Origin of the sequence: Xanthomonas sp. CFBP 7698, assembly GCF_003600855.1 — a bacterium.
GTDB classification, from domain to species: domain Bacteria; phylum Pseudomonadota; class Gammaproteobacteria; order Xanthomonadales; family Xanthomonadaceae; genus Xanthomonas; species Xanthomonas cannabis.
Window position 1 is genome coordinate 57,156 of the sequence record NZ_PRDN01000008.1, and the last position, 23,945, is coordinate 81,100.

The 23,945-nt window shown below is 66.6% G+C and carries 18 protein-coding genes and 1 pseudogene; 11 read left to right on the forward strand and 8 right to left on the reverse strand.

The features are described from left to right. Positions 1 to 128: 128 nt before the first annotated feature. Positions 129 to 1,622 (reverse strand): ATP-binding protein, encoded by a 1,494-nt coding sequence (locus XnspCFBP7698_RS20270; protein ID WP_104581647.1) that lies wholly within the window; start codon positions 1,620 to 1,622, stop codon positions 129 to 131. Continuing rightward, entirely contained in the window at positions 1,619 to 2,338 is a 720-nt protein-coding gene (locus tag XnspCFBP7698_RS20275; protein ID WP_081422439.1) for a response regulator transcription factor, read from the reverse strand. The genes XnspCFBP7698_RS20270 and XnspCFBP7698_RS20275 overlap by 4 nt, the downstream gene beginning before the upstream one ends. A gap of 137 nt (positions 2,339 to 2,475) precedes the next feature. Between XnspCFBP7698_RS20275 and XnspCFBP7698_RS20280 the strand changes: the two genes are divergently transcribed. From XnspCFBP7698_RS20280 to fghA, 6 genes are all read left to right on the forward strand, one after another. Then, positions 2,476 to 3,591 carry a glycosyltransferase gene (locus XnspCFBP7698_RS20280; protein ID WP_233549042.1) on the forward strand — a complete coding sequence of 372 codons (1,116 nt, stop codon included), beginning with the start codon at positions 2,476 to 2,478 and terminating at the stop codon, positions 3,589 to 3,591. Between the two features lie 414 nt (positions 3,592 to 4,005). Next, positions 4,006 to 7,629: a PAS domain S-box protein gene (locus tag XnspCFBP7698_RS20285; RefSeq protein WP_104581648.1), complete on the forward strand. Its 3,624-nt coding sequence runs from the start codon at positions 4,006 to 4,008 to the stop codon at positions 7,627 to 7,629. Positions 7,630 to 7,910: 281 nt separating this feature from the next. Beyond that, positions 7,911 to 8,186: a metal/formaldehyde-sensitive transcriptional repressor gene (locus XnspCFBP7698_RS20290; protein ID WP_039411209.1), complete on the forward strand. Its 276-nt coding sequence runs from the start codon at positions 7,911 to 7,913 to the stop codon at positions 8,184 to 8,186. Between the two features lie 63 nt (positions 8,187 to 8,249). Then, on the forward strand, positions 8,250 to 9,359 hold the full coding sequence (locus tag XnspCFBP7698_RS20295; protein WP_039411211.1) for an S-(hydroxymethyl)glutathione dehydrogenase/class III alcohol dehydrogenase: 1,110 nt from the start codon (positions 8,250 to 8,252) through the stop codon (positions 9,357 to 9,359). A gap of 69 nt (positions 9,360 to 9,428) precedes the next feature. Then, entirely contained in the window at positions 9,429 to 10,004 is a 576-nt protein-coding gene (gene gfa, locus XnspCFBP7698_RS20300; protein WP_047695008.1) for an S-(hydroxymethyl)glutathione synthase, read from the forward strand. A gap of 58 nt (positions 10,005 to 10,062) precedes the next feature. Beyond that, positions 10,063 to 10,893 (forward strand): S-formylglutathione hydrolase, encoded by an 831-nt coding sequence (fghA, locus tag XnspCFBP7698_RS20305; RefSeq protein ID WP_104581649.1) that lies wholly within the window; start codon positions 10,063 to 10,065, stop codon positions 10,891 to 10,893. 522 nt (positions 10,894 to 11,415) lie between these two features. Here the strand turns inward: fghA and XnspCFBP7698_RS20315 are convergent. Then, the gene (locus XnspCFBP7698_RS20315; RefSeq protein ID WP_104581769.1) at positions 11,416 to 12,825 is read right to left on the reverse strand and encodes a PLP-dependent aminotransferase family protein; all 1,410 of its coding nucleotides are present in this window, start codon (positions 12,823 to 12,825) and stop codon (positions 11,416 to 11,418) included. A gap of 182 nt (positions 12,826 to 13,007) precedes the next feature. On the opposite strand from XnspCFBP7698_RS20315, the pseudogene XnspCFBP7698_RS20320 reads away from it, so the two are divergent. Beyond that, a pseudogene (locus tag XnspCFBP7698_RS20320) lies at positions 13,008 to 13,208 on the forward strand (PhzF family phenazine biosynthesis protein); the annotation flags it as partial. After that, a complete protein-coding gene (locus XnspCFBP7698_RS20325) occupies positions 13,205 to 14,125 on the forward strand; it encodes a DMT family transporter (protein WP_104581768.1) in 921 nt (306 codons plus the stop codon). The pseudogene XnspCFBP7698_RS20320 and the gene XnspCFBP7698_RS20325, both read left to right, overlap by 4 nt. Before the next feature lie 39 nt (positions 14,126 to 14,164). Here the strand turns inward: XnspCFBP7698_RS20325 and XnspCFBP7698_RS20330 are convergent, their stop codons facing one another. Both XnspCFBP7698_RS20330 and XnspCFBP7698_RS20335 read right to left on the reverse strand, forming a co-directional pair. Continuing rightward, positions 14,165 to 14,503 (reverse strand): hypothetical protein, encoded by a 339-nt coding sequence (locus XnspCFBP7698_RS20330; protein WP_039411215.1) that lies wholly within the window; start codon positions 14,501 to 14,503, stop codon positions 14,165 to 14,167. 86 nt (positions 14,504 to 14,589) lie between these two features. Next, positions 14,590 to 15,534, reverse strand: coding sequence for a DegV family protein (locus tag XnspCFBP7698_RS20335; RefSeq protein ID WP_104581767.1), 945 nt, complete (start codon positions 15,532 to 15,534; stop codon positions 14,590 to 14,592). Between the two features lie 471 nt (positions 15,535 to 16,005). Here XnspCFBP7698_RS20335 and XnspCFBP7698_RS20340 point away from each other — a divergent pair, with 471 nt between their 5' ends. Further along, positions 16,006 to 16,821: a cellulase gene (locus XnspCFBP7698_RS20340; protein ID WP_047694982.1), complete on the forward strand. Its 816-nt coding sequence runs from the start codon at positions 16,006 to 16,008 to the stop codon at positions 16,819 to 16,821. A 371-nt stretch (positions 16,822 to 17,192) separates the two neighbouring features. Next, positions 17,193 to 17,984 carry a cellulase gene (locus XnspCFBP7698_RS20345; protein ID WP_104581766.1) on the forward strand — a complete coding sequence of 264 codons (792 nt, stop codon included), beginning with the start codon at positions 17,193 to 17,195 and terminating at the stop codon, positions 17,982 to 17,984. Positions 17,985 to 18,299: 315 nt separating this feature from the next. On the opposite strand, the gene XnspCFBP7698_RS20350 is transcribed toward XnspCFBP7698_RS20345, so the two are convergent. The 3 genes from XnspCFBP7698_RS20350 to XnspCFBP7698_RS20360 form a co-directional block, all read right to left on the reverse strand. Continuing rightward, entirely contained in the window at positions 18,300 to 19,901 is a 1,602-nt protein-coding gene (locus XnspCFBP7698_RS20350) for a rhamnogalacturonan lyase B N-terminal domain-containing protein (RefSeq protein WP_104581772.1), read from the reverse strand. A gap of 606 nt (positions 19,902 to 20,507) precedes the next feature. Continuing rightward, on the reverse strand, positions 20,508 to 21,788 hold the full coding sequence (locus tag XnspCFBP7698_RS20355; protein ID WP_199680247.1) for an amidohydrolase family protein: 1,281 nt from the start codon (positions 21,786 to 21,788) through the stop codon (positions 20,508 to 20,510). Beyond that, entirely contained in the window at positions 21,785 to 23,185 is a 1,401-nt protein-coding gene (locus XnspCFBP7698_RS20360; RefSeq protein WP_104581765.1) for an amidohydrolase, read from the reverse strand. The genes XnspCFBP7698_RS20355 and XnspCFBP7698_RS20360 overlap by 4 nt, the downstream gene beginning before the upstream one ends. A gap of 141 nt (positions 23,186 to 23,326) precedes the next feature. Between XnspCFBP7698_RS20360 and XnspCFBP7698_RS20365 the strand changes: the two genes are divergently transcribed. Continuing rightward, positions 23,327 to 23,887: a DUF924 family protein gene (locus tag XnspCFBP7698_RS20365; protein WP_104581764.1), complete on the forward strand. Its 561-nt coding sequence runs from the start codon at positions 23,327 to 23,329 to the stop codon at positions 23,885 to 23,887. Positions 23,888 to 23,945: the final 58 nt, after the last annotated feature.

Sequence of the window (23,945 nt, forward strand, 5' to 3'; positions counted from 1 at the left end):
GGTGGCGCACAGACTGTGTTTTGCGGGTGCGCCCTCCATGCCTATCGGACAACTGCTCGCCGGGCGTTGTCGCTACCGCCGTCACTGGTCCCGTGCACTGATCCGTCGTTCGCAGGCCCGCTCTGCGCTCAGCGCCGCTCCGGCATGCACGGCAGGCGCACGGTCACGCGCAATCCGCCCTGGGCGCGATTGTCCAGCCGCAGATCGCCGCCGTGCGCCAGCACGATGCTGTGCGCCACCGACAGGCCCAGGCCGATGCCGCCGGTGCCGCGGTTGCGCGAGGACTCGCCACGCACGAACGGCAGCAGCAGTTGCTCGCGCTGGGTCGGGTCGATGCCGGGGCCGTCGTCGTCGATCCACAGCACCCCGTCCTCGCCGTCGCGCTGCAGGTGCAGGCGGGCGCATTTGCCGTATTTGAGCGCATTTTCGAGCAGGTTCATCACCGCGCGACGCAACGCCAGCGGGTCGCCGTCCAGGGTGATGGCCGGGCCCGGCAACAGCACCGCATCGGCGCCGATATCGGTGGCGTTGTCGACTACGCTTTCCACCAGCAGGCGCAGGTCCAGCGGCGCGCGCTCGCCGCGATGACGATCGTTCTGGATGAAATCCAGTGCGGCGGAGATCATCGCCTTCATCTCGTCGATATCGGCCAGCGCCTTCTCGCGGAGCGGCGGTTGCAGGTCGTCCAGGCGAAACGACAATCGCGCCAGCGGCGTGCGCAGGTCGTGCGCGATCGCTGCCACCATGTGGGTGCGCTCGTTGATCAGGCGGTTCAGGCGTGCCTGCATGCCGTTGAACGAATCGGCCGCGCGCACGATCTCCGGCGGGCCGCTGCGTTGCAGTGCAGGGGCATGCGGGTTGCGGCCCAGCCGGTCGGCGGCTTCGGCAAAGCGCTTGATCGGCGCCGACAGCGCGCGCGAAAACCACCACGCCAGCGGTACGTTGGCGAGCAGGCCGGCCAGGAACAGCAACACGACGTGCGTCTTGAATTCGGCCGACAACCGCCGGCGCGGCGACTCCACCGTGCGCCAGCGGCCATCGGGCTGCTGCAGGGCGGCGGTGAAGCCGTCCAGCAGCGGCACGCCGGGTGTCAGCCGTTCGTTTTCCCAGTCTTCCGGCGCCTGGCCCGGTGCTGCTTCACTGCCAAAGGGCCGGCCGTCGGTCGTGACCGCACCCGCACGGGCGGGCGGCCATTCCGCCGGCCGCTGTCCCTGGTCGCCAGCGGCGGCATCGTCCATCTGCGGCAGCCTGCGCGCGCGCTGCAACGGCTGCTCGTCCAGGCGCGGGATCTGGCGCTCGTCGGCGCTGCGATAGAACCGCACATGGCGTGCGTCCACGTCCAGCCAATGCGCCAGCAGCATCTCCGCGAATGGGTCGCGCACCTGGCCAGACGGCGGTGTCGGCGCCTGCGCACCATCGTGCACCTTCAGGGTCTGGGTACCGGCCGGCATGCGCGTGGACAGCAGCGCCACCACCTCCGGCGGATGCACCGGTGGCTCGTACACCGGCGTGCGCATCACCAGCAGGGCGATGCCGATCACCTGGGCGGTGAACAGGGCCACCGCCAGCAACACGAACGTACGGGCAAAGATCGACAGCCCGCGCCGTACCGGCTTGCTCACAGGCGCGAAACGCTCGGCAGCAGCATGTAGCCTTCGTTGCGTACGGTGCGAATCAACTCGGTATGGACGCGCTCATTGATCTTGCGGCGCAGGCGGCTGATCTGGCTGTCGATGGCGCGGTCGTAGACGTCGGTGTCGCGGCCGCGGGCGTAGTCCAGCAACTGGTCGCGGCTGAGCACCCGCTGCGGGTGCTCGACGAAGGTGCGCAGCAGGGCGAATTCGCCGTCGGACAGGTTGATGAAGATGCCGGTGGGGTCGCGCAGGTCGCGGCGTACCACGTCCAGCCGCCAGCCGGCGAATTCGTAGACGTTGCCGCGCTGGTCGGCCTGCTCGCTGCTGGCCTGGCTGCGCCGCAGCAGCGCGCGGACCCGGGCCAGCAACTCGCGTGGATTGCAGGGTTTGGCCAGGTAGTCGTCGGCGCCCACTTCCAGGCCGATGATGCGGTCGGTGTCGTTGCCCAGCGCGCTGAGCATGATGACCGCAGGTGAACCGCGCTCGCTGGCCAGGGCACGTGCCGCACTCAACCCATCTTCTCCGGGCATCATCACGTCGAGTACGATGAGGTCCGGGCGGTGCTGCGCCATGCGCGTGCGCATGTCCGCCACGTTTTCGGCCACGTCCACCTGGTAGCCGTGGGCGCTCAGGAATTCGCCGATCAGCTTGCGCAGGTCGGGGTCGTCGTCGACCACAAGAACGCGGGGTTGTTGCATATCCATGGAGGTCATCGTCGGTGGCGCGGAGGTTGGCCCGCGCGGGGTGGTGGCTACCGGATACATGGTGCTCGCAGATGCAAGGCTGGAACAAACATAATAATGATGGAATTTGTCAACCATTGGCACACGTGCAAGGCACCATGACGGGACGGGACATCGCGCAGGACATCATCGCTTCGACACTGCGCCAGCCTGACGGTGTGCGTGCGCAGGCCAGGGCGTTTCCGATGATGCGGGTGATCAGCCGCGACAACGGCGTGGGCCTGACCCGCGACATGGTGCTGATGGCGCAGACCCTGCGCGCCGGCGGCGTGCCGGTGCAGGAACTGGGGTTCACCAGCCAGCGGCTGCAGGACACCGGCCGCGAAGCGCGGCTGTGGGCCAGCCGCGCGCTGTTCGGGCGGGTGCCGCTGCAGATCTTCTCCGAACGCGTCTACGCGCGCTGCCTGGCGCTGGGGCAGATCAATCTGCTGGTGCCCAATCCGGAATGGCTGCTGCCCAAGTGGCTGCCGTTGTTGCCGCGCTTCGATGCGGTGCTGTGCAAGACCCATCATGCCGAGCGCATTTTCCAGAACCTGGGTTGCACCACGCGGTTCATCGGTTTCACCAGCCCGGATCGCTACGACCCGCACGTGCCGCGGCAGCGCGCGTTTTTCCACCTGGCCGGGCGCAGCACCGCCAAGGGCACCCGCGTGCTGCTGGAGACCTGGAAGCACCACCCCGAGTGGCCGCTGCTGACCGTGGTGCAGAACCCGCGCACTGCCGGCAAGCCGGTGGTGGCGTCGAACATCGATCACCGCGTCCGTTATCTGGACGATGCGGAACTGCGCCGGCTGCAGAATGCCCATCTGTTCCATCTGTGTCCGTCCGAGGCGGAAGGATTCGGTCACTACCTGATGGAAGCGCTCAGTGTCGGCGCGGTGACGCTGGCGACCGATGGCGAGCCCATGAACGAGTTGGTGCGGCCCGAGCATGGCGTGCTGATTCCTGCGGCGGAGGTGCGCCAGCGGCGCCTGGCCTCGTATTACTACGTGGACGCAGCGGGAATTGCGCAGGCGGTGGATACCGCACTCGCCATGCCGCAGGTGCAGCTGGATGCGCTATCGGCCAATGCGCGCGCCTTCTATCAGGCCAACGATGCCGCATTTGCGGCCCGCTTCCGGAATGCGGTGCTGGCATCGCTGCCCGGGCATGTGGCCGACGACGCGGTCGGTGTCGAACCGGTCGGTGTCGAAGCAGTCGTGGTCGAGCGTTGACGTTCGACGTCGACGTCCTGCATCGCTGCACATGCTGCAGCGCCTGCGTGTGCCGAGCTGCCATCGATCGGTGTGCGCATGCGCGTGAGGTGCTTCCACCTCTCCGCCAGATTGCCGGCCGGCTGATCCTCATCGGCATCTGACTGCATCGCAACGCCTGCCCCGGGCGGTAAGCGGACGTTGCCGTAGGTGCGCCTTGCGTGGTGTATCGCCAAACGCCGATATCGCCAAGTGCCGATGGGTTAGGGGGCCTGGGCTGCGCTGATCGAGAACGCGCTGCAGCTGCCGCCATCGTGCAGCGCTTGTTCCGTGTCGAGCACGCTGCTGACAACCTCTTCGCTGTTGATCGCGCATTGTGGTTGCCAAGGATTGCGAGTGATCGATCATGGCTCCTGCAGGAAAGATCCCGTCACAATGAAGAGTCCCTCCGGGCCACAGGTCGAGAGTGAGGTGGCGTTGCGCGACGAGCTGGCGGGCATGCGCCAGCTGCATGCGTTGCAGGTCAGCCTGGCGGCGCAAGCGGACGCACGCGCTGCGTTGAGCGAGATCACCGCGCTTGCCTGCGCATTCGCGCGCACAGCCTGTGGCTGCGTGCAGCTGGTCGATGCGCACAGTAGCGAGATGGAGTTGCGCGTCTATCAAGGACACGACGAAAACAGCCCGTTCGTGCAGCATTTCCTCAAGGACGGGTTTCAGGCGACCTGCCAGGCCATGCGTCGCGAACGCCGGCAACTGGTGATCGAAGATATCGAAACGTTCGCGCCGCTCAAGCACACGCCGGACTACGACGCAGCGCTGTGCAGCGGCATCCGTGCCGCCCAGTTCACGCCGTTGTTCAGTCGCGACGGCACGCTGCTGGGCTTGCTCGGGACGCAGTTCAGCGTCCCGTATCGTCCCGCCGACCATGAGCTACGGCTATTGGAACTGCTGGCATGGACGGCGGCCGATTTCATCGAGCGCTACCGGTCCGAGCGCGCGCTGCGCGCCAGCGAATCGCGATTGCTGGCCCTGTCTGCGGCAAGCTCCGAAGTGCATTACCGGGTGAGCCCGGACTGGAGCGAGATGTGCGGGCTGGGCAGTGCGGACGCGTTCGCGGGGGTTGTCGATCCGGACCGGCGCTGGATCACCGACTACATCCCCGAGGAGGATCAGGCGCAGGTACGCGATCGCATCGATGCAGGCATCCAGGGCAGGAGCGCGATCATGCTCGAGCACCGTGTACGCCGTAGCGATGGCAGCGTCGCATGGATGTCGACCAAGGCCGTGCCGGTGATGGAGGCCGATGGCCGCATCCGCGAATGGTTCGTGGCGGGTGTCGATGTCACCGCTCGCAGGCAGGCCGATGTGCAGCTGCGCGCCAGCCAGGCGCGGCTGGCCTATGTGCTCGATCAGGTTCCCATCGGCGTGGGGTTGTTCGATACCGCCGGCATCTTCACTTACAAGAATCCGCGTCTGCACAGCCAGCTCGGTGACCGGATTCCGTCGCGCGACGACGTGCATGGTGGGCACTGGAAGGGCTTCGACCAGCAGGGCTGCCCGGTGGCAAGCGAGGACTTCCCGGGCGCGCTGGCCTTGCGTGGGGTGGACTCCACCCTGCCGGTGGACTTCGTGCATGTGGGGGGCGACAGCGAGCGCTGGCTGCGCGTCACCGCCGTGGCGCTGCGCGATGGCGACAAGGTGACCGGCGGGCTGACCGTGGTGCAGGACGTCACCGAGCAGCGACAGGTGCAGGCAGCGCTATGGCAGCTTGCCGAGCGCAACCGCGACATCCTGGAAAGCATTTCCGATGCGTTCTACGGCGTGGATGCGCAATGGCGTTTCACCTACGTCAATCGGCAGGCCGAAGCGGTGTTGGGGCGCACGCGTACAGCGTTGCTCGGCAAGGTGCTGTGGGACCAATTCCCGGAGATGGTGGGGTCGCCAACGCACCGCGCGCACCTTAAGGCGGCGCAGAGCGGCCGCATGATGCGCCTGGATGCCGCATCGCCGGTGCCCGGGCACTGGGTCGACATCAGCATCTATCCCACCGGCGATGGGGGCCTGTCGGTGTATTTCCGCGACATCACCGATCGCAAGCATGCCGAGCAGCAACTGCGTACCAGCGAGGAACGCTTCCGCACCGCACTGACCATCGAAACGGTGGGGGCCACGTACTTCGATATGGACGGCCGCCTGATCGATGCCAACGATGCGTTCCTCAAGATGACCGGCTATAGCCGCGCCGAGGTCGAGGCGGGCGGACTGACCTGGCAGAACCTGACGCCGGCGGCGGCAAGCGCGTTGTCGGCGCATGCCTTCCACGAGCTCAAGACCAAGGGCAGTGCCACGCCGTACGAGCGCGAATATCGGCGCAAGGACGGCAGCCTGCGTTGGGCCTTGTTCGCCTCCAAGCTGCTGCCCGACGGGACCGGATTCGAGTTCGTACTGGATATCACCGACCGCAGGGCCACCGAGGCGGCGCTGCGCGAAGTGCAGGACCGCAACGCTTTCCTGCTGAAGCTCTCCGATGCACTGCGGTTGCTGTCCGATCCGGCGGCGATCCAGAGCAAGGCAGTGTGCCTGCTCGGCGAGCACATGAACGCCGGATGCGCCTATTACGTGGAAGTGGACGGCGATGGCGGGCGCCCGCTCGTCGCGCGCCACTGGCATCAACCGGGCCAGGCCAGCCAGGCGCGTGGCGCAGTGCTGACCGCCTGGCCGCTGTCCTGGCCGAGCGAGCCGGGTACCTGGGTGGTGCGTGACATCCGCACCGACGGCGTGCTGGCCGACGACCAGCGCGTGGCGGCCGGTGGCAACGAGATCGGTGCGCTGATCGCGGTGCCGTTGATCAAGCGCGGGCAACTGGTGGCCGCGCTCGTGGTCAATCAGCGCAACGCGCGCGACTGGACGGTGGCCGAGGTGCGGCTGGTGGAAGAGACCGCAGCGCGCACCTGGGAGGCCCTGGAACGTGCACGTGCGCAGGGCGCATTGCGGGACAGCGAGGAGCGTCACCGGGTGATCCTGGAGAGCGCGCTGGACTATGCCATCTTCACCGTCGACCCCGGCGGGCGGATCCAGACCTGGCCACCCGGCGCCGAAGCGGTGTTCGGCTGGAGCGCCGAGGAAGCGGTGGGGCAGGACATGGCGATGACCTTCGTGGCCGAAGACCGGCTGGCAGAGGTGCCGCAGCACGAGCTCGAGCAGGCGCGCCGTAGCGGCGTGGCCCCGAACATCCGCTGGCATCAATGCAAGGACGGCCGCCGGGTGTTCATCGAAGGTGCCACGCGCCCGTTGCGCGATGGCAACGACGAGCCGCTGGGCTATCTCAAGATCGGCCAGGACGTGACCCGGCGACGGCAGTGGGAAGATCGCCAGCAGGTACTCCTTGCCGAGCTGCAGCACCGCACGCGCAATCTGATGGGCGTGGTGCGCGTGGTCTTCAACCGCACCCAGCGCAGCAGCAAGAGCATTGCCGAGCTGGCACTGGTCTACAACGACCGTCTGGATGCGCTGGCGCGCGTGCAGAGCCTGTTGTCGCGCTTGAACGACGGCGACCGCATCGTGTTCGACGAGTTGCTGCGGGTTGAACTATCGGCGATGGGCGCAATCGATGCGCAGGGGCGCGGTGAGCGGGTCGTGCTGGAGGGTCCGCGCGGGGTGCGGCTGCGCTCCAGTACCGTGCAGACCTTTGCGCTGGCCCTGCATGAGCTGGCCACCAACGCCAACAAATACGGCGCGCTGGCGCAGCCTGGCGGGCACCTGCTGGTGCGCTGGCGGCTGCATCGCACCGACGATGGCATGCGCCTGCGCATCGAATGGCGCGAATCCGGCGTGGACATGCCGGCACCGGGGGCCGCCCCGCAGGGGACCGGCTACGGCCGCGAACTGATCGAGCGCGCGCTGCCGTATCAGCTGCAGGCCGAGACCACGTATGTGCTTGGCCCCAATGGCGTGCGTTGCACGATCGCGCTGCCGGTCTCGGAAAGCATGCGGCTGGCAGCCGACGGCAACACGCCACCTGCCGCCGGCGACGAAGGACGTGCTGCCGGCGATGCGTAGCGCACGCGGGTGCCGCGGCCCGACGCACGCTGCCGTGGTCCCGTCGGGATCGCGCCTGTCGTACGCAGTTCTGCGGCGCAGGGCGCTGCGCGCCGGCATGCGGCAACGCAACAGTCCACCGACGCAGGCGGGTTCAGCCTGGCACGCGACAACCGTCCCGTGCTGACCTGAAACCACGGCGGCACCGAAAACCGTCTGCGCGCCTAACGCGCCCAGCGGCGGCATCGCTTTTCTGCTGGAAATGCCTATACTGCCCCCCAGTATTTTGGCCGGAGGCCGGCATGCCGCATTCGCCGCTGGAAAAGAAGCGCGCCCTGGCGCGGGTACGGCGCTTGCGCGGGCAGTGCGACGCGCTTGAGCGGGCGCTGGAGTCGGGCGCAGACTGCGCCCCGGTGTTGCAGCAGATCGCTGCGATCCGCGGGGCCGTCAACGGGCTGATGTCGCAGGTGCTTGAAGCGCATATCCGCGAGGACTTCGGGCATGCCGCCGCATCCGATGCGCAACGCGCCGAACGGGTGCAGGACCTGCTGGGCCTGGTCCGGTCCTACCTCAAATAAATCTCCCACCGGGCCGGCGCTTGCCGGCTCCGTCCTTGAACATCTCGTCAGGAGCGCTACCCCATGAAATCCCGTGCAGCAGTCGCATTCGGACCCGGCAAACCGCTGGAAATCGTCGAAATCGACGTCGCACCGCCGAAGGCCGGCGAAGTGCTGGTCCGCATCACCCACACCGGCGTGTGCCACACCGATGCCTTCACCCTGTCTGGCGACGACCCGGAAGGCATCTTTCCCTCGGTGCTGGGGCATGAAGGCGGCGGCATCGTCGAGCAGGTGGGCGAAGGCGTCACCAGCGTCAAGGTCGGCGACCACGTCATCCCGCTGTACACGGCCGAATGTCGCAAGTGCAAGTTCTGTCTGTCCGGCAAGACCAACCTGTGCCAGGCCGTGCGCGCCACCCAGGGCAAGGGCCTGATGCCCGATGGCACCACGCGCTTCTCCTACAACGGCGAGCCCATCTATCACTACATGGGCTGCAGCACCTTCAGCGAATACACCGTGGTGCCGGAAATCTCGCTGGCCGTGGTCAACCCCGACGCGCCGCTGGAAAAGGTCTGCCTGCTTGGCTGCGGCGTCACCACCGGCATCGGCGCGGTGCACAACACCGCCAAGGTCAAGCCGGGCGAAAGCGTGGCGGTGTTCGGCCTGGGCGGCATCGGGCTGGCGGTGATCCAGGGTGCGGTGCAGGCCAAGGCCGGGCGCATCATTGCCATCGACACCAACCCGGGCAAGTTCGATCTGGCGCGCAGCATGGGCGCCACCGATTGCATCAACCCCAAGGACTACGACAAGCCGATCCAGGAGGTCATCGTCGAGCTGACCGATGGCGGCGTGGACTTCAGCTTCGAGTGCATCGGCAACGTCAACGTGATGCGTTCGGCGTTGGAATGCTGCCACAAGGGCTGGGGCGAGAGCGTCATCATCGGCGTGGCCGGTGCGGGCCAGGAAATCAGCACCCGTCCGTTCCAGCTGGTCACCGGCCGGGTGTGGCGCGGTTCCGCATTTGGTGGCGTCAAGGGACGCACGCAGTTGCCGGGCATGGTGGAGCAGTCGATGAAGGGCGAGATCGATCTCGATCCGTTCATCACCCACACCATGCCGCTGGAAGAGATCAACGAGGCCTTCGACCTGATGCATGAAGGCAAGTCGATCCGCACCGTGATTCATTTCTGACCAGACGGCCAGGAGCGGCGCGCGGCCGCCTCCGCGCACGTGGTACCCGAGACTCCCGGGAGGGACATGATGACAAACGTGTCGATTCATCCTTCGGTAGATGGTGGTGTTGCGCGTGGAGGTGCGGAGGGCTTTCAGGGGGGAACCCTCGAATGCCACTGCGCGACCGACAAGGTGACCGTGGAGGTGGCCGCGCAGACCGCGCACAACCACGCCTGCGGTTGCAGTAAGTGCTGGAAGCCTGCGGGCGCGAAATTTTCGGTGGTGGCGGTGGCGCCGCGCGACAAGGTCACGGTGACCGCGCATCCCGAAAAGCTGAAGATCGTCGATGAAAGCGCGACGATCCAGCGCCACGCATGCACCGGATGCGGTGTGCATCTGTATGGCCGCATCGAAAACAAGGACCATGCGTTCTACGGTCTGGATTTCGTGCACACCGAGTTGTCGAAGCAACAGGGCTGGTCGGCACCGGGCTTTGCGGCCTTCGTGTCGTCGATCATCGAAACCGGCACGCCGCCGGAGCAGATGGACGGCGTGCGCGCGCGGCTGACCGAGTTGGGGCTGACCCCGTACGACTGCCTGTCGCCGGGATTGATGGACGCGCTGTCGACCCAGGTTGCGCGCCAGAAAGGCCTGCTGCATTGATTGTCCAACCCTGCGGCCGGAGCACCGGCTGCAGGGTTTCTCTTCGTAAGGAATCTTCATGGAACGTATCGAACACCGCGCCTGCTTCGGCGGCTGGCAGGACGTGTATCGCCATCAGTCGCAGACCTTGAATTGCAGCATGCAGGTGGGCGTCTATCTGCCGCCGCAGGCTGCCGATGGCCCCTTGCCGGTGTTGTACTGGCTGAGCGGCCTGACCTGCACCGAACAGAATTTCATCAGCAAGGCCGGCGCGCAGCGCTACGCGGCCGAGCACGGCGTGATCCTGGTTGCGCCCGACACCAGCCCGCGCGGCGACGATGTGGCCGACGCGGACGGCTACGACATCGGCAAGGGCGCCGGTTTCTACGTCGATGCCACCGAGCAGCCCTGGGCCGCGCACTACCGCATGTACGACTATGTGGTGAACGAATTGCCGGCGTTGATTGAAGCCAATGTCGCCACCACCGGTGCGCGCGCGATCAGCGGCCACTCGATGGGCGGGCACGGCGCGCTGACCATTGCATTGAAGAACCCGGGCCGCTATCGCAGCGTATCGGCGTTTTCGCCAATCGGCGCACCGAGCCTGGTGCCGTGGGGCGAGAAGGCGTTTGCGCAGTACCTGGGCGACGATCGCGCGACGTGGAAGGCTTACGACGCCACTGCGCTGATCGCGCAGGCGCAGGAACGGTTGCCGCTGTTGATCGACCAGGGCGATGCGGACGAATTCCTTCAGAACCAACTGAAGACCGCGCTGTTCGAAGATGCCGCCAACGCGGCCGGCTATCCGGTCACCGTGCGGATGCAGCCAGGCTATGACCATAGCTATTACTTCATCGCCAGCTTTATCGGCGAGCACATCGCGCACCATGCGGCGGCGCTGCGCGGGTGATGGGGTGCGGTTGCGGGCGGTCGAGGATGTGATTGGGCGGGGCGGGGCGGGGCGGGATGGCGCGGCACGGCAAAGTGGCAGGCATCCCGCAGTCCCCAGGTTGCACCGATTGTGGCAACGCACACGAGCGCAGACCGCAAGTGATCCCTTCTCCCCCCGGGAGAAGGTGCCCCGAAGGGGCGGATGAGGGTACGGGCGAAGCCGCATGCGGTTGAACGTAGCGAGGGCTTCGCCACGTACCCTCACCCCAACCCCTCTCCCGGCGGGAGAGGGGCTCGCTACTTCGCTGAACGTTAGTGGCGCGTTGGTGCGGGTATCGTCGTCACCCAACACCAACACCAACACCAACACCAACACCAACACCAACACCAACACCAACACCAACACCCAACACCAACACCAACACCCAACACCCAACACCCAACACCCAACACCAACACCAACACCCAACACCCAACACCCAACCCCAACCCCAACCCCAACCCCAACCCCAACCCCAACCAAGCTGATGCCTGCAACGCGCTAGCGCGCCACCTGGGCTGCCAGCTTCCCCAATCGACGCATTGCGCGCTCCAGTGTCTCGCTCCATGGCTGGCCGCAGGTCAGGCGGATGTGATCCGCGTAGTCGCCGCGGCTGGAGTACAGATGGCCGGGCGAGGTGCCGATGCCTTCGGCCAGTGCGGCTTCGAACAATGCTTGGCCACTTCCACCCTCGGGCAATTGCAGCCATAGCGATAAACCGCCAGCCGGGTCGCCGATGCGTGTGCCATCGGGCCAATGCCGCACGACCGCATCGCGCAGGCGTTGGCCGTTGTCGGCCAGGGTGCGGCGCAGCTTGCGCAGATGCCGTTCCAGGTCGTGCTGCGCAAGATAATCGGCCAAGGCCAGTTGCGGCAGGCTGGCGCTGCCCACGGTGGAAAAATACTTGGCGCGCACCAAGGCCTCGGTCCAGTCGCCACCGAGCAACCAGCCCACGCGCAAGCCGGGCGCCAGCACCTTGGAAAACGACCCGCAGGTGATCACATTGGCATGGGTGTCGAAGTGGCGTAGCGGGCGCGGTCGCTGGCCCGACCAATCCAGCTCGCCGTAGATATCGTCCTCGATCACCACGGTGCCATGGCGGGCGCAGCTGTCGAGCAGTGCGCGCTTTGCGCTGTCGGACGTCAGGCTGCCATTGGGATTGTTGAAGTTGGGCACCAGCACCGCCGCGCGCACCGGCGTGCGTTGCAGCAGCGCGTCCAGGCGCGCGACATCGATGCCATGGCCTGCGCGGTTGGGCACTTCCAGTACCTTGAGCCGCAAGGCGGCCACCGCCTGCAGGATGCCGTGATAAGTGGGCGTCTCCACCAGCACCACGTCGCCCGGTGCGGTGAGCGTGCGCAAGGCCAGGCTGATGGCTTCCATCGCACCGGCAGTGATCACGACTTCTTCCGCAGCCACGGTGGTTGCGCAGTGTGCATAACGCTGTGCGATCTGCCGCCGCAGTGCGGCATGGCCTTGTGGCGATGCGTAGTCCAGTGCGGCGGTACGTTGGCGACGCAACTGACGCGAGAATGCTGCCGCCAACTGTGCAGCCGGCAACAGCGCCGGCGCGGGAGTGGCGGTATGCAATGGCACCAGGTCGGTACGCGCCAGGGTGTCGAGTACGCGCTGCAAGGCCGGGTTGTCCACCATGCCGGGTTTACGCCGACGCGTTGCGGGTACCGATACGGGCGATGCAGAGGCGGCGGTGCGCACGAAGTAACCGGAGCGCGGCCGCGCCTGCACGCGTCCTTCGCGTTCCAGCTGCAGGCAGGCCTGCACTGCCGTTGCCGTGCTGATGCCGTGGCTGGCGGCCAATTGCCGGATCGAGGGCAGACGTTCGCCGGCACGCAGGGTGCCGCCTTCGATCTGCTGCCGCAGCTGCATGGCGAGCGATTCATACAGAAGCATGTGCCTGTGCCTTTCATCTGTATTGGTCAATTTGCAGCGTATCTGAATCTGTCATGGTCGTGTGATGCATTGCAGACTCGCTGTGCCCGGTGAATGCGCCAGGCGTGTTCTCTTCCGTGAGGTTGGTCGTGCTGCTTCCCGTGTTTATCGTCGATGCGTTCATTGCGGCGCTTCAAGCGCAATCCTGCGGTAGCGAAGATCCGGTGACCGGGTCGATCCATGCCGCGCTGGCGCCGCTATGGGCGGGCAGGCTGGGCAAGACGCAGTTGACCGCACTGCAGGCATCTGCGCGCGCCGGCGAACGTGCATGCCTGGTGGAGCCGCGGCATGTGTCTGTGCGCGGCAGCGCTGTGCAGTCTCTGCAGGGAACGATTGCGCTATGAGCATCGCCTTGTCTGTTCAAGCGACATCGGTCGGCACTGCGCGACGTGCGATCTGGCAATTGCTGGTGGCCGAGGTGTTGATCGGGTCGGTGGGCGTATTCGTGCACGAAAGCGGGCAGGATCCGGTGACGGCGGTGTTCTACCGCTGCCTGTTTGGCGCGCTGTTTCTCACCATCTGCGGCCTGATCGGCGGACAGTTGCGTGGGGTGTGGCGCGACCGCACGCTGCTGCGCGATGCCGTCATCAGTGGCGTGCTGCTGGTACTGAACTGGGTGGCCTTGTTCGCCGGCATGGCGCGCTCGTCGATCGGCGTGGCGACGATGGTCTACCACGTGTTTCCGTTCGTGATGTTGCTGCTGGCGGCGCTGCTGCAGGGCGAGCGCACCCGTCGCGCCGACCTGGGCTGGACGCTGCTGGCGTTTGTGGGCGTTGCGTGTTCAGCCGACCCGGCGCGGCTGTGGCAGGCTGCCGACCGCGGCTATCTGCTCGGGATTGCGCTGACCTTGCTGGCCGCGCTGCTGTGCGGCGCCTCATTGCTGATGTCGCGCCGCATCAGCCGTGAGCGGCCGTTGGCGGTGGTGACGGTGCAGTGCTGGGTCGGCACGTTCCTGCTGGCGGGGTTTTCCAGCAGCAGCGCGTTGCATCCTGGCCTGCACTGGGTCTGGCTGGTGGGGCTGGGCGTGATCCACAGCGGCATCGTGTACGTGCTGTTCTATTCGTCGTACCGGCATCTGCAGGTGGCCACGATCGCGGTGCTGGCGTTCGTGTATCCATTGGTCACGCTGCTGCTGGACTATCTGCTGTACGGCCACGCCCTGGTGCCGGTGCAGTGGCTGGGCCTGGCACTGATCGTGCTGGGCACGCTGGCGGTCAATCTGAAATGGCACTGGCCACGTCGTGCCTCGACACAGGCGTGACCGTACGCCGCCACGCATCCCGCATGGCGGCGCACACCGTCAACGCACGTCGCGCATCTGCCAGTGCGACCCGGCCAGGGCCTGCATGCGCTGCTTGAACAGGTCGCCGGGAATGCTGGTGGTGGCAACCAGATCGATGCGCAGGTCCTGCTGCTTGCCGGTGACCGTGGCAGCCGGGTCGGTGATGCCCAGGCTCGGGTCCACCTCGTCGGGGTCGGCCTGCAGCTGGCGCCAGCGATCGAACCACGCCGGATCGCGCAGGGCGGCCTGCAACTGCTCGGCAAACGCCTCGGCGCCGTTGGCGGTGAAGCTCACCGAGGGCGCGCTGCCACGGGCGAGCTTGGGGTCGGGCAGGCTGATCGAGTAGCTGACAGGCATGGACACGCTCCGTTGAATGACGGCGGCACACTAGCTGAGGACGGGTGAGAACGCCGTCGAAGGCCAGGTGCCGCCAGGCACGTGCCTCAGGCGGAAAAACCATGCGGCTGGGCCGCGAAGGCCACCGCCAGCGCGCCCTTGCCGACGTTGACCATGCCGGTCAGGCTCATCACGCTTTCGAACAGTTCCACGCCGTGGCTCTGGCAGGCGCTCTGCAGCGCCGCGTAGCCGGGCAGGGCATGCAGCTCGGCCAGCTCGCCGCCATAGCCCACGCACACGGTCGGGGTCATCAGGCCGTCGCGGATCTTGCGGACGGTGAAGCCAAACAATTTGTCGGCCGATGGCTCGAAGCCCTTGAGCTTGGCCACCGGCTCGGTGACGCCGCGGTACGCGCGCAGCACCGGCTTGATGTCCAGTGCGCTGCCCAGCGCCGCACCGATCAGGCCCACGCTGCGGTCGCCCTTGGTGCGCGCCCGCGCCCGCAGGTAGTAAAGATCGCGCGGGATCATATAGCCGTAGGTGTGCTCGGCCAGCTGTTCCAGGCGGGTGCGGATCGCCGCCACGCCCTGGCCCTGCTCGCGCAGGCGCACGGCCTCCACCGCGGTGATGCCCTGGCCGGCAAACAGGTTGAGCGTGTCGATCACGCGCAGCGCAAACGGCGAGCCGTGGCCGGCGGCCTGTCGGATCGGCTTGTAGTCGTTGAGAATCGCAAAGCTGGCCTGCATCGCGTTGTCGAAGATCTGGCTGCGCAGCTTGGAGATGGTCAGGCAGAACACGTGGTCGTAGTCGATGACCAACCGCTGCAGGAACAGGTCGCGGATCTGATTGACCGAAAACGGCGTGGTTTCGGCCTCGTGGCCGCGCTCGGCCACATGCGCCTGCAGAAAGCTCAGCGTGGCCTCTTCATCGCGGTGATCGGCCAGCACCGCCTCGCCGATGCGCACGCTGATCGGCAGCACGATGACGTTGTTGCGTTGAAGAAATTCCTGCGGCAGGTCGCACGCACTATCCACCACGATTCCGATGCGCATCGTCGCCCCCTCCGGCTGTTGCGTCGTCTGTACTGCGAACGCTATCGCAAAACCGCCGCCGCGCGTAGACCCGTTGGCGCGCCGCATGCCGGCAGGCTGCTCGCGCGCGTTCCGCCGCGCCTGCCGGCCCCTTGCATGCCCATTGTCCGGCAGCCCGGGCCGCGCTGCGGTGGCAGCACACCCGTCGGCGGTGCGTTGCCTGCCATGCCGCCCTGCAGCATTCCCCCTCGCGGGTGCGCCCAGGTGCCTGAGCGATACATGTCGCCACCGCCGGGAGAGGGCAGCGAACTGCGGACCAGGACACGCTTGGCTTGCCAGGTAGCGCCCGCTATCGCGCTTGGCCGCTCCGGCCTGCCGGAATCGCTATAGCTCCTCTCACAGCACCGCTGCTAGGGTCGATCACGACCGCTGCAGGGCGGGTCTCGGTGGTGCCGCACTGGCGCCGCCGCGCCGAACACAATGGAGACAGAGATGCAGACCACCCCATCCAACACCCTCACGCAGGCCGCGCCCAAGGCGACCACCACGCGGCGGCGCGCATCGCGCTGGTGGAAGGCGGCACTGGCCCTTGGCCTGGTGGCGCTCGCCCCCGTGGCCCTGGCCGGCCCGTACAAGATCTTTGGCAACCACTACGCGTGGGTCAACAACTTCAACGACCCCAACAACATCATCCAGGGCACCTTTGGCACCGGCAGCACGCCGGAGTTGACCGTCACCTTCAACTTTGCCGACTACAACCTCTACGGCTACCCGGCCATCGTGCGCGGCTGGCATTACGACTGGAACCCGACCACCGACAAGCTGTTCCCCAAGCAGATCTCGTCGATCAGCTCGCTGCCGTTCAAGTTCAACTACAGCGCCGGCGGCAGCAATCTGGCCGGTGACTTCGCCTATGACATCTTCTTCCGCTGGGATACCGCCAAGGGCAATCCGCAGCTGGAAGTGATGATCTGGGGCGACCACAACTCCTGGCCGATCGGCACCGTCACTGCGACCAAGGTGATCACCGCCGGTGGTCGCACCTTCGATCTGTGGGAAGGCTTCAACTCCGGTGCCGGCTATTACGTCTACACCTTCATCCCGACCGGCACCGCCGGCCAGCCCACGCTCAAGACTAGCGGCAGCCTCAACATCGACGCCAAGCCGTTCCTGACTTGGCTGCAGAACAACCGCTCCAAGGATGGCCGATACAACAACAGCATGTATCTGCATGCGGCCGAGGCGGGCTTTGAAGTGGTGCGTGGCAATGGCTGGGCCAAGGTCAGCGCCACGATGGATGCCAAGTAACGCGATGGGCTGAGGTGCGCGTGGGCCGCCAGTGCGGCGGCCTGCGTGCGCGCTGCGCTGTTCGCGTGTGCATCTCGCGTGTGCATCGCCGGCAGCTGCGTGGGGCACTACCTGCTCGCAGCTTCGTCGGGCATGAGGTGCATCACGCCAATGAGGTGGCCGTCTGCGCCGCGCCTGTCATGCAGGTGGCGCGCATCGGAGGAGGCCACGGTGATCGGTCCGCATGGATGGCCGTGTCTGCGCCCCGTCAGTGCGTGGACATCCGCTGCGTGACGCAAATCTGTTGCGCTGGCGGATGACGCAATGGTCGTGTGTCCGGCGCCTGGCATCTTGCCAGGTGCCGGGCGTCCCATCCTCATCGGAGCTCACCCATGCATCTGCACGACGCTGTTCGTTTGCCCACCCGTTTGCGCCTGTTACCGCGCACCGCGGCATTGGCGTTGGCACTGCTCGCCGCCGGCGCCAGTGCCTATACCGGCGAGACCAAGGTCTACGGCACGCAGTACGCGTACAACAATAATTTCAACGACAGCAACAACAACATCAAGGGCACGTTCGGCTCCGGCAGTACGCCGAGCCTGACCGTGTCCTACAACCTGCCCAGCGGGCAGTTGTATGGCTACCCCGCGATCTGTCGCGGCTGGCATTACACGATGAACCCGACCACCGACAGCTACTTTCCGCATCAGGTGTCCAAGATCGGCAGCCTGAGCGGCGCGCTGGCCTTCACCACCAACGGCAGCGGGCAGACCGGCGATTTTGCCTACGACCTGTTCTTTCGCAAGGACGCCAGCAAGGGCAACCCGCAGCTGGAAGTGATGATCTGGGGCGCCAACAATTCGTATCCGATCGGTACCGTGACCACCGCCAATGCCATCACCTCCGGCGGCGTCACCTACGATCTGTGGGAAGGCAACAACTCGGCTGCCGGCTATTACGTGTACACCTTCATCCCGCACGGCACGGCCGGCAACAGCAATCCACTGCCGGCCAAGGGCAACGTCAATGTGGACGTCAAGGCATTCCTCACACGCTTGCAGGCCCTGCGGGCTGGCGATGGCCGCTACAGCAGCGATCTGTATCTGCAGGTGGTGGAAGGTGGCTTCGAGGTCACCGGCGGGATGGGCACGGTGTCGCTCAGCGGGTCGATTGCGGCCAAGTAAGCGCAGCGATTGGCGCGTGGCCAGGCGGCGATGGTCAGCGCAACGGTGCGCAGTTGGCGTGTACCGGTTGCACGCCAACGTCGGTAGTGCGGGCATGAAGAACGGCTGCGGCGTCTTGGCAGGGGTGTCGGCGCCGTGCCATGCATCGCGCGATGACGTGCGGTGCATGGCGTGCCGTGGTGCTGCAGTGGCTTGCAACGCGTAGCCAGCAGCCATGGGGCTGCTGCGCAGACGTTGCCGTGCAGGAAACACGGCACGGCCAGTCCGTGCACCGGCAGCGTGCACCTGGCGATTACCTAGTCATGTTCACCGCTGTTACATCGCCACCAGCTGGATGCTGTCGAACACGACGGCCGGGCTGAGGAACCCATTATCCGGCGATCCGGAGGCAAGCCCGATCTCGATGCTGTTGCTCCCGGCCTGCAGCGCCGACGCGGGGATGTCCACCTCATACAGCGTGTTGTTGCCGCGTGTGGTGCCACGGGTGATGCCGCGCGTCTTGGGCTGGTTGGGAGCGGCGGGCACCGGGCCGTTCCAGCGGGCATTCACGCTGATCTGCGGGCGTGCGCTGACCTGGGCCAACGGCACGAAGATGCGCAGGCGATAGCCGCGCACCTCGCTGGAGGCCAGGGCGAAGTCGATGCGGGTGGGGGTGTTGATGCTGCGCCACTGCACCGCCGGAAAACTGCTCATGCTGCTGGCGCCCACGGTGTAGGTCAGCGGTGACCAGCTCATGCGCCGGTCGGACGGGTGCGCGCGCGGCAGCAAGTCGGCATGTCGAAATCCGGCCGGGGTGCCGTCGGGCACGCCGATCTGCCACTTCACCGTTCCTGGCGCTGTCACCGCCTGCAACGCGGCCTGCGCCGTGGCATTGGCAAACACTTCGACATCGCGCTGCGCCACCTCCAGCTCGTTCTGGTACAGCGTCATGCGATAGCGCCCCGGACGCACGCCGGCAATCTGGTAATCACCGCTGCCATTGGCTCTGGCCCAGTACTGCGCCTGCTCGTTGCGCAGCCCGATTACGGCCGGCTGCCCGGAGAGCACGCCGCCGACGCGGCCGCTCACCGCACCCCGCCCGTTAGCGGCCAGGTAGCCGTTCAAGCCCAGCGTGGCATCGACAAAGTCGGTGCTCAGCTGCGCGCTCGATGGCGCGCCGCCATCGGTGAACAACAGGCCGTAGACACCATGCAGGCCGCCGCGGAAGGCCTCGGTCTGGGTATGGTCGGAATACATGTAGTTGTAGAGCTCATGGGTCACGCGGGTTTTCTGCGTGGCGATGTCCTTGAAGAACGGCCCGCCGGAACTGCGTTCGCGGTTGCCCATCAGCATGAACACCGCAACGCCGGAGCCGCTGACACCATGCACCTGATCGTCGAGCATGCGCCGCGCCGAATAGAACTTGGAGCTGGTGCGGCCGTCCGGCAGCAGGAAGATATCTTCGCCTTCGATCGCCGTGCCGACGCTGGAATCGGGTTCCTGCTGGGCAGTCGGCAACTTGGACACATTCAGGCGCGCGATGAAGCGCAGTTCGCCCACCGGCAGCAAGGTCGGCGCATAGGTGGCCATGTAGATCGCATTGCGGCCCTTGCGCACGATGTAGTACTGAACCAGATCGCCGGCCTTGGCCGATACCACGATTGCCCCGCCCACCACGCGCGCGTCCACGCTGGCACTGCCCAGCCCGGAGGCGATGTGCGAGCCTTTCGATTCGGTGGTCTGCAGCTCGTTGTCGCGGTAGCGCATCGACACGATGTCGCCATTGTTGGCGTTGACCGAAAACACCAGCTCGGCGCCGCTATCCACCACCACGCGGTCGCCGCTGCGGGTGAATCCGAATGCCGCCATGGCCGGGGCGCTGACGCCGGCGTACAGGCACAACGCGCACGCCAGCATGCGCAGGGTCGGGCAGAACATGTGGGTCTCCATGGCGACGTGAGGCGGCAAGCCGGATGCCGATGGGCGATGCTAGGCGGGCTGGACCACGACGGCGAGCGCGCAAGCAGCAGAGCGTGCGGCGCGTTCAAACTTCAGCAATGAACCTAAGCGCCGGTCACGCTTCAGCTGCGACCGGCAGACACATGGCGTGTGCGCAGCACCTGCCCGCTGCGTCGATCTGCGTCGCGATGTGGCTGGCTTGGCGCAGCGCGTCGCAATCGATCCAACGTCATCCGCCGGCTCGAACCAGCGGGTCCGTGGTCGTGCAGCGGCTGCGCCCGCAGCTGGCAGCTGCCAGGGCACGAAGACTGCCGGGTAGTGCCAGCCGCCAAACCGGCAACAGGCGATAGCCCCGATGGCTGCATCACTGCAGCGAAGGCCGCCGGCGCCACGCGGCGAGACGCCACGACAGCGCATCGCCCATGTCTGCCAGTCCACCGCCCACCCACGTGCAACAGCAGGTCGTGCAGGGTGGCGGTGGTGCCGAGCGCGCCATGGGCGGCGCTGCCAAGGCCGCTGCATGTGCGGGCTGCGGGTGTGATGGCAGCGCCTTGCGGCGTACGCATCAGCGCACGCCGCACGCACTCACTTCAGGTACGCGCGCGGCAGCTGCCCGGCCTGCTGCAGGTAGCGGTCGCGCAGTTCGCTCTGGCGCGAGCGCATCGGCATCTCGCGCCCGCCCAGCCAGACCTGCTCGGCGTAATGGGCGACATCCAGCGGGTCGCCTTCCCACAGCACCAGGTCGGCCTGCTTGCCCACGGCAATGCTGCCGATGCGATCGCCCACCCCGAAGATCTCCGCGGGCACGCGGGTCAGCCCGGCCAGGCCGGATTCCCACGGCAGCCCATTGGCTACCGCATTGCCAGCCAGCTGACGCAGCTTGCGCGCGTTGTGCGAGGCATCCCCGCTCTGGCTGAAGCTGACCTCCACACCGGCCGCGCGCAGGCGTGCGGCGTTTTCCAGCGTTGCGCCGATCTGGTCGAAGGTTGCCGGCAAATCCGCCAGCGCGTTCACCAGCACCGGCACCCTGGCCTGCGCCAGTTGCGGGGCCAGCTTCCACGCCTCGGCGCCGCCGGCGATGGCAATGCGTACTTTCTCGCGTTGCGCCCAGCGCAACAGCTGGCGGATGTCGGCGGCACGTTCGACCTGCACCACGATGCGGCCTTGCCCGGCCAGATACCGGGCCAGCACGCTGCGCCCCATCGGCGTCAGCAATGCATGCGGCGACTCGGCGGGCACGCGGCCGCGTGCTTCGGCCGCCAGTTGATCCAGCAGCATCCATTGCGCGGCACGCGAGCTGCCGGTGAGGTCGGACGCCGCTGCGCCGATGCGGATGAACAATGCATGCGGGCCAACCGGGTCCGGGCTGCCATCCAGCCGCACGATGCCGCCCTGGCCGGCGATGAAGGCGCCGCTGGTGGTTGCGCCCAGCGCCGTGAAGCCGATGCCTTCCACGCGCGCCACCGGCACCAGCACCGAGTCGGGGTTGTAGGCCAGGGTGACGTCGAACTCCGGGCGCATCGGTTGATCGGCCAGCTTGACGCCGCTGTCCACGGTGCTGCCTTCGCCGGAGACTTCTTCGATGCCGATCTCGGTAATGCCGCCGAACAAGGCCGGCGTCAGCGGGCGGCCCTTGGCCTCGATCACGCGGCCATCGGCCGGCACGGCCAGGTTGCTGCCGATCGCACGGATCACGCCGCCCTGCACCAGCACGTCGGTGTGCTGCAGCGTGCCCTGCGCGGTAGCGGTGTGCACGGTGGCATCGCGGATCAGCACCTGCTGTGCCAACGCCGGCAACGCCAGCGCGGCCAGCACCAGCGCCGACAGGGCACGCAGTTGCGGGCGTGTCAGGATGCGGCGGCTCATCGTGCCACCTCCTGGCCCAGCATGAAGTCCGACACCGGTTGCAACGCGCGTTGATGCCGGTCGTAAACCTGCGCGCCGTCGATATACACCTGTTCGGCCAATGCGTAGGAACTGAAGGGGTTGCCATTCCACACCACCACATCGCCCATCTTGCCCGGCTCCAGCGCGCCGGTCTGCTGCTCGATGCCCAACGCCTTGGCGGCGTTGCTGGTGAGCCAGCGGATCGCGCGCTCGGGCGCAATCTCCATGCCGCTGCGGCGCGCAGTGGCGATTACCTTGGCGGCCTCCTGATTCAGGCGCTGGATGCCTTCTTCCGAATCCGAATGCACGATGGCGCAGCTGTTGGCAGGCCGGTCGACCATGGCGATGTTCTCCTGGATGCCGTCGAAGGCTTCCATCTTGAAGCCCCACCAATCGGCCCATAGCGCGCCGCAGACGTTTTCCTGCGCCAGCCGGTCGGCCAGCTTGTAGGCCTCCACGCCATGATGGAAGGCGGCGATGTGGAAGCCGAATTCCTTGGACAGGTCCAGCATGGTCGCCATTTCGTCGGCGCGGTAGCAGTGGATGTGCACGCGGATGTCGCCGTTGATGGCGCCGGCCAGCGTATCGAGCTTGAGATCACGCTTGCCGCCGGCATCGCCGCTGCTGTCGTTGTCGCCACCACGGCTCCACCAGTGACGCTTCTTGGCGGGTTTCTTCTTCGGTGCGTTCTTCTGCAGGTACTCGGCCGCATCGATGAACGCAGCGCGGTAACCGGCCACATTGCCCATGCGCGTACCAGGGCCGCCCTTTTCGCCGTAGACGCGTTTGGGGTTTTCGCCGCAGGCCATCTTCAGGCCCCACGGTGCGCCGGGGAACTTCATGCCCTGGTAGGTCGTGGAGGCGACGTTCTTCAGCGTGACGCCGCGCCCGCCGATCAGGTTGGCCGAGCCTGGCAGGATCTGCAGCGAGGTGATACCGCCGGCCAGCGCGGTGCCAAAGCCCGGGTCCTGCGGCCAGATCGAATGCTCGGCCCACACGTTGGGCGTCACCGGTGCGGTCATCTCGTTGCCGTCGCTGTGCGCGCTGACGCCCGGGCTGGGGTACACGCCCAGATGCGAGTGCACATCGATGATGCCGGGCGTCACCCACTTGCCGGTGCCGTCGATGCGGCGTGCATCGGCCGGTGCCTCGAGTGCGCGGCCGACGGCGGCCACCTTGCCGTCGCGCAGCAGCACGTCGGCATCGTCCAGCCGCTCGCCGGTGCCGGTGAGCACCGTGGCGTGCTGGATCAGCACCGGACCGGACGCGAGCGCGCGGTAGGTGCTGGGGTAAGGGTCTTGCACGAACCGCGATGCCGCAGCCGCAGGCCCGCACAGCAGCGCCGCGCCAAGGGCGGCGAACAGGATGGAACGCATGGATTTCCCCGGTGACACGAAAGCACAGGCCGCAAACCTAGCTGCCAGCGCCGTGCTTGCCAAGTGCTGGAGGTTGCGGTCGCGGCTGCCTCATCACATGCCAGAGCGCATGCTGTGCCGTATTCCTCAGGGGGGACGTCGATGATTGCCAAGACAGAACGCAACAAACAGGCCGATGTGGTGTTGGCTTTCTGGGAACTGGCCGGCTCGGCCCGCTGGTTCACGCACAACGATGCCTTCGATGCCAACTTTCGCCAGCATTTCAGCGAGCAGCACTTTGCCGCCGCACGGGGCGAGTATGCGCACTGGATGGCGCGCGCCGAAGACGCACTGGCCTTGTTGATCCTGCTGGACCAGTTTCCGCGCAATGCGTTCCGTGGCAGCGCGCATGCCTATGCCACCGACGGGTTGGCGTTGCAGTGCGCAAAGCAGGCGGTGGAGCGCGGCTTCGACCAGCAGGTCTCGGCGCAACTGCGGTTGTTTTTCTATCTTCCGTTCGAGCATGCCGAAGACCTGCAGGAGCAGGCACGCGCGGTGGAGCTGATCAGCGCACTGGACGATGCGGAAACCACCCACTGGGCGCTGGAACATCAACGCATCATCCAGCGCTTTGGCCGGTTCCCGCACCGTAATACCGTGCTGGGGCGCGCGACCAGCGCAGCGGAACAGCAGTTTCTCGATGACGGCGGGTTTGCCGGCTGAAGGCCGCCATCCACGCGCTGCATGGCGGCGGGTAACGGCTGTACACCGTGTCTGCATG

Bases quoted from the DNA above. Each gene is read 5' to 3' on its own strand.
- XnspCFBP7698_RS20275 (WP_081422439.1), bottom strand. From the start codon at position 2,338: ATGGATATGCAACAACCCCGCGTTCTTGTGGTCGACGACGACCCCGAC.
- XnspCFBP7698_RS20280 (WP_233549042.1), top strand. From the start codon at position 2,476: ATGACGGGACGGGACATCGCGCAGGACATCATCGCTTCGACACTGCGC.
- XnspCFBP7698_RS20285 (WP_104581648.1), top strand. From the start codon at position 4,006: ATGAAGAGTCCCTCCGGGCCACAGGTCGAGAGTGAGGTGGCGTTGCGC.
- XnspCFBP7698_RS20290 (WP_039411209.1), top strand. From the start codon at position 7,911: ATGCCGCATTCGCCGCTGGAAAAGAAGCGCGCCCTGGCGCGGGTACGG.
- XnspCFBP7698_RS20295 (WP_039411211.1), top strand. From the start codon at position 8,250: ATGAAATCCCGTGCAGCAGTCGCATTCGGACCCGGCAAACCGCTGGAA.
- gfa (WP_047695008.1), top strand. From the start codon at position 9,429: ATGACAAACGTGTCGATTCATCCTTCGGTAGATGGTGGTGTTGCGCGT.
- fghA (WP_104581649.1), top strand. From the start codon at position 10,063: ATGGAACGTATCGAACACCGCGCCTGCTTCGGCGGCTGGCAGGACGTG.
- XnspCFBP7698_RS20315 (WP_104581769.1), bottom strand. From the start codon at position 12,825: ATGCTTCTGTATGAATCGCTCGCCATGCAGCTGCGGCAGCAGATCGAA.
- XnspCFBP7698_RS20325 (WP_104581768.1), top strand. From the start codon at position 13,205: ATGAGCATCGCCTTGTCTGTTCAAGCGACATCGGTCGGCACTGCGCGA.
- XnspCFBP7698_RS20330 (WP_039411215.1), bottom strand. From the start codon at position 14,503: ATGCCTGTCAGCTACTCGATCAGCCTGCCCGACCCCAAGCTCGCCCGT.
- XnspCFBP7698_RS20335 (WP_104581767.1), bottom strand. From the start codon at position 15,534: ATGCGCATCGGAATCGTGGTGGATAGTGCGTGCGACCTGCCGCAGGAA.
- XnspCFBP7698_RS20340 (WP_047694982.1), top strand. From the start codon at position 16,006: ATGCAGACCACCCCATCCAACACCCTCACGCAGGCCGCGCCCAAGGCG.
- XnspCFBP7698_RS20345 (WP_104581766.1), top strand. From the start codon at position 17,193: ATGCATCTGCACGACGCTGTTCGTTTGCCCACCCGTTTGCGCCTGTTA.
- XnspCFBP7698_RS20350 (WP_104581772.1), bottom strand. From the start codon at position 19,901: ATGTTCTGCCCGACCCTGCGCATGCTGGCGTGCGCGTTGTGCCTGTAC.
- XnspCFBP7698_RS20355 (WP_199680247.1), bottom strand. From the start codon at position 21,788: ATGAGCCGCCGCATCCTGACACGCCCGCAACTGCGTGCCCTGTCGGCG.
- XnspCFBP7698_RS20360 (WP_104581765.1), bottom strand. From the start codon at position 23,185: ATGCGTTCCATCCTGTTCGCCGCCCTTGGCGCGGCGCTGCTGTGCGGG.
- XnspCFBP7698_RS20365 (WP_104581764.1), top strand. From the start codon at position 23,327: ATGATTGCCAAGACAGAACGCAACAAACAGGCCGATGTGGTGTTGGCT.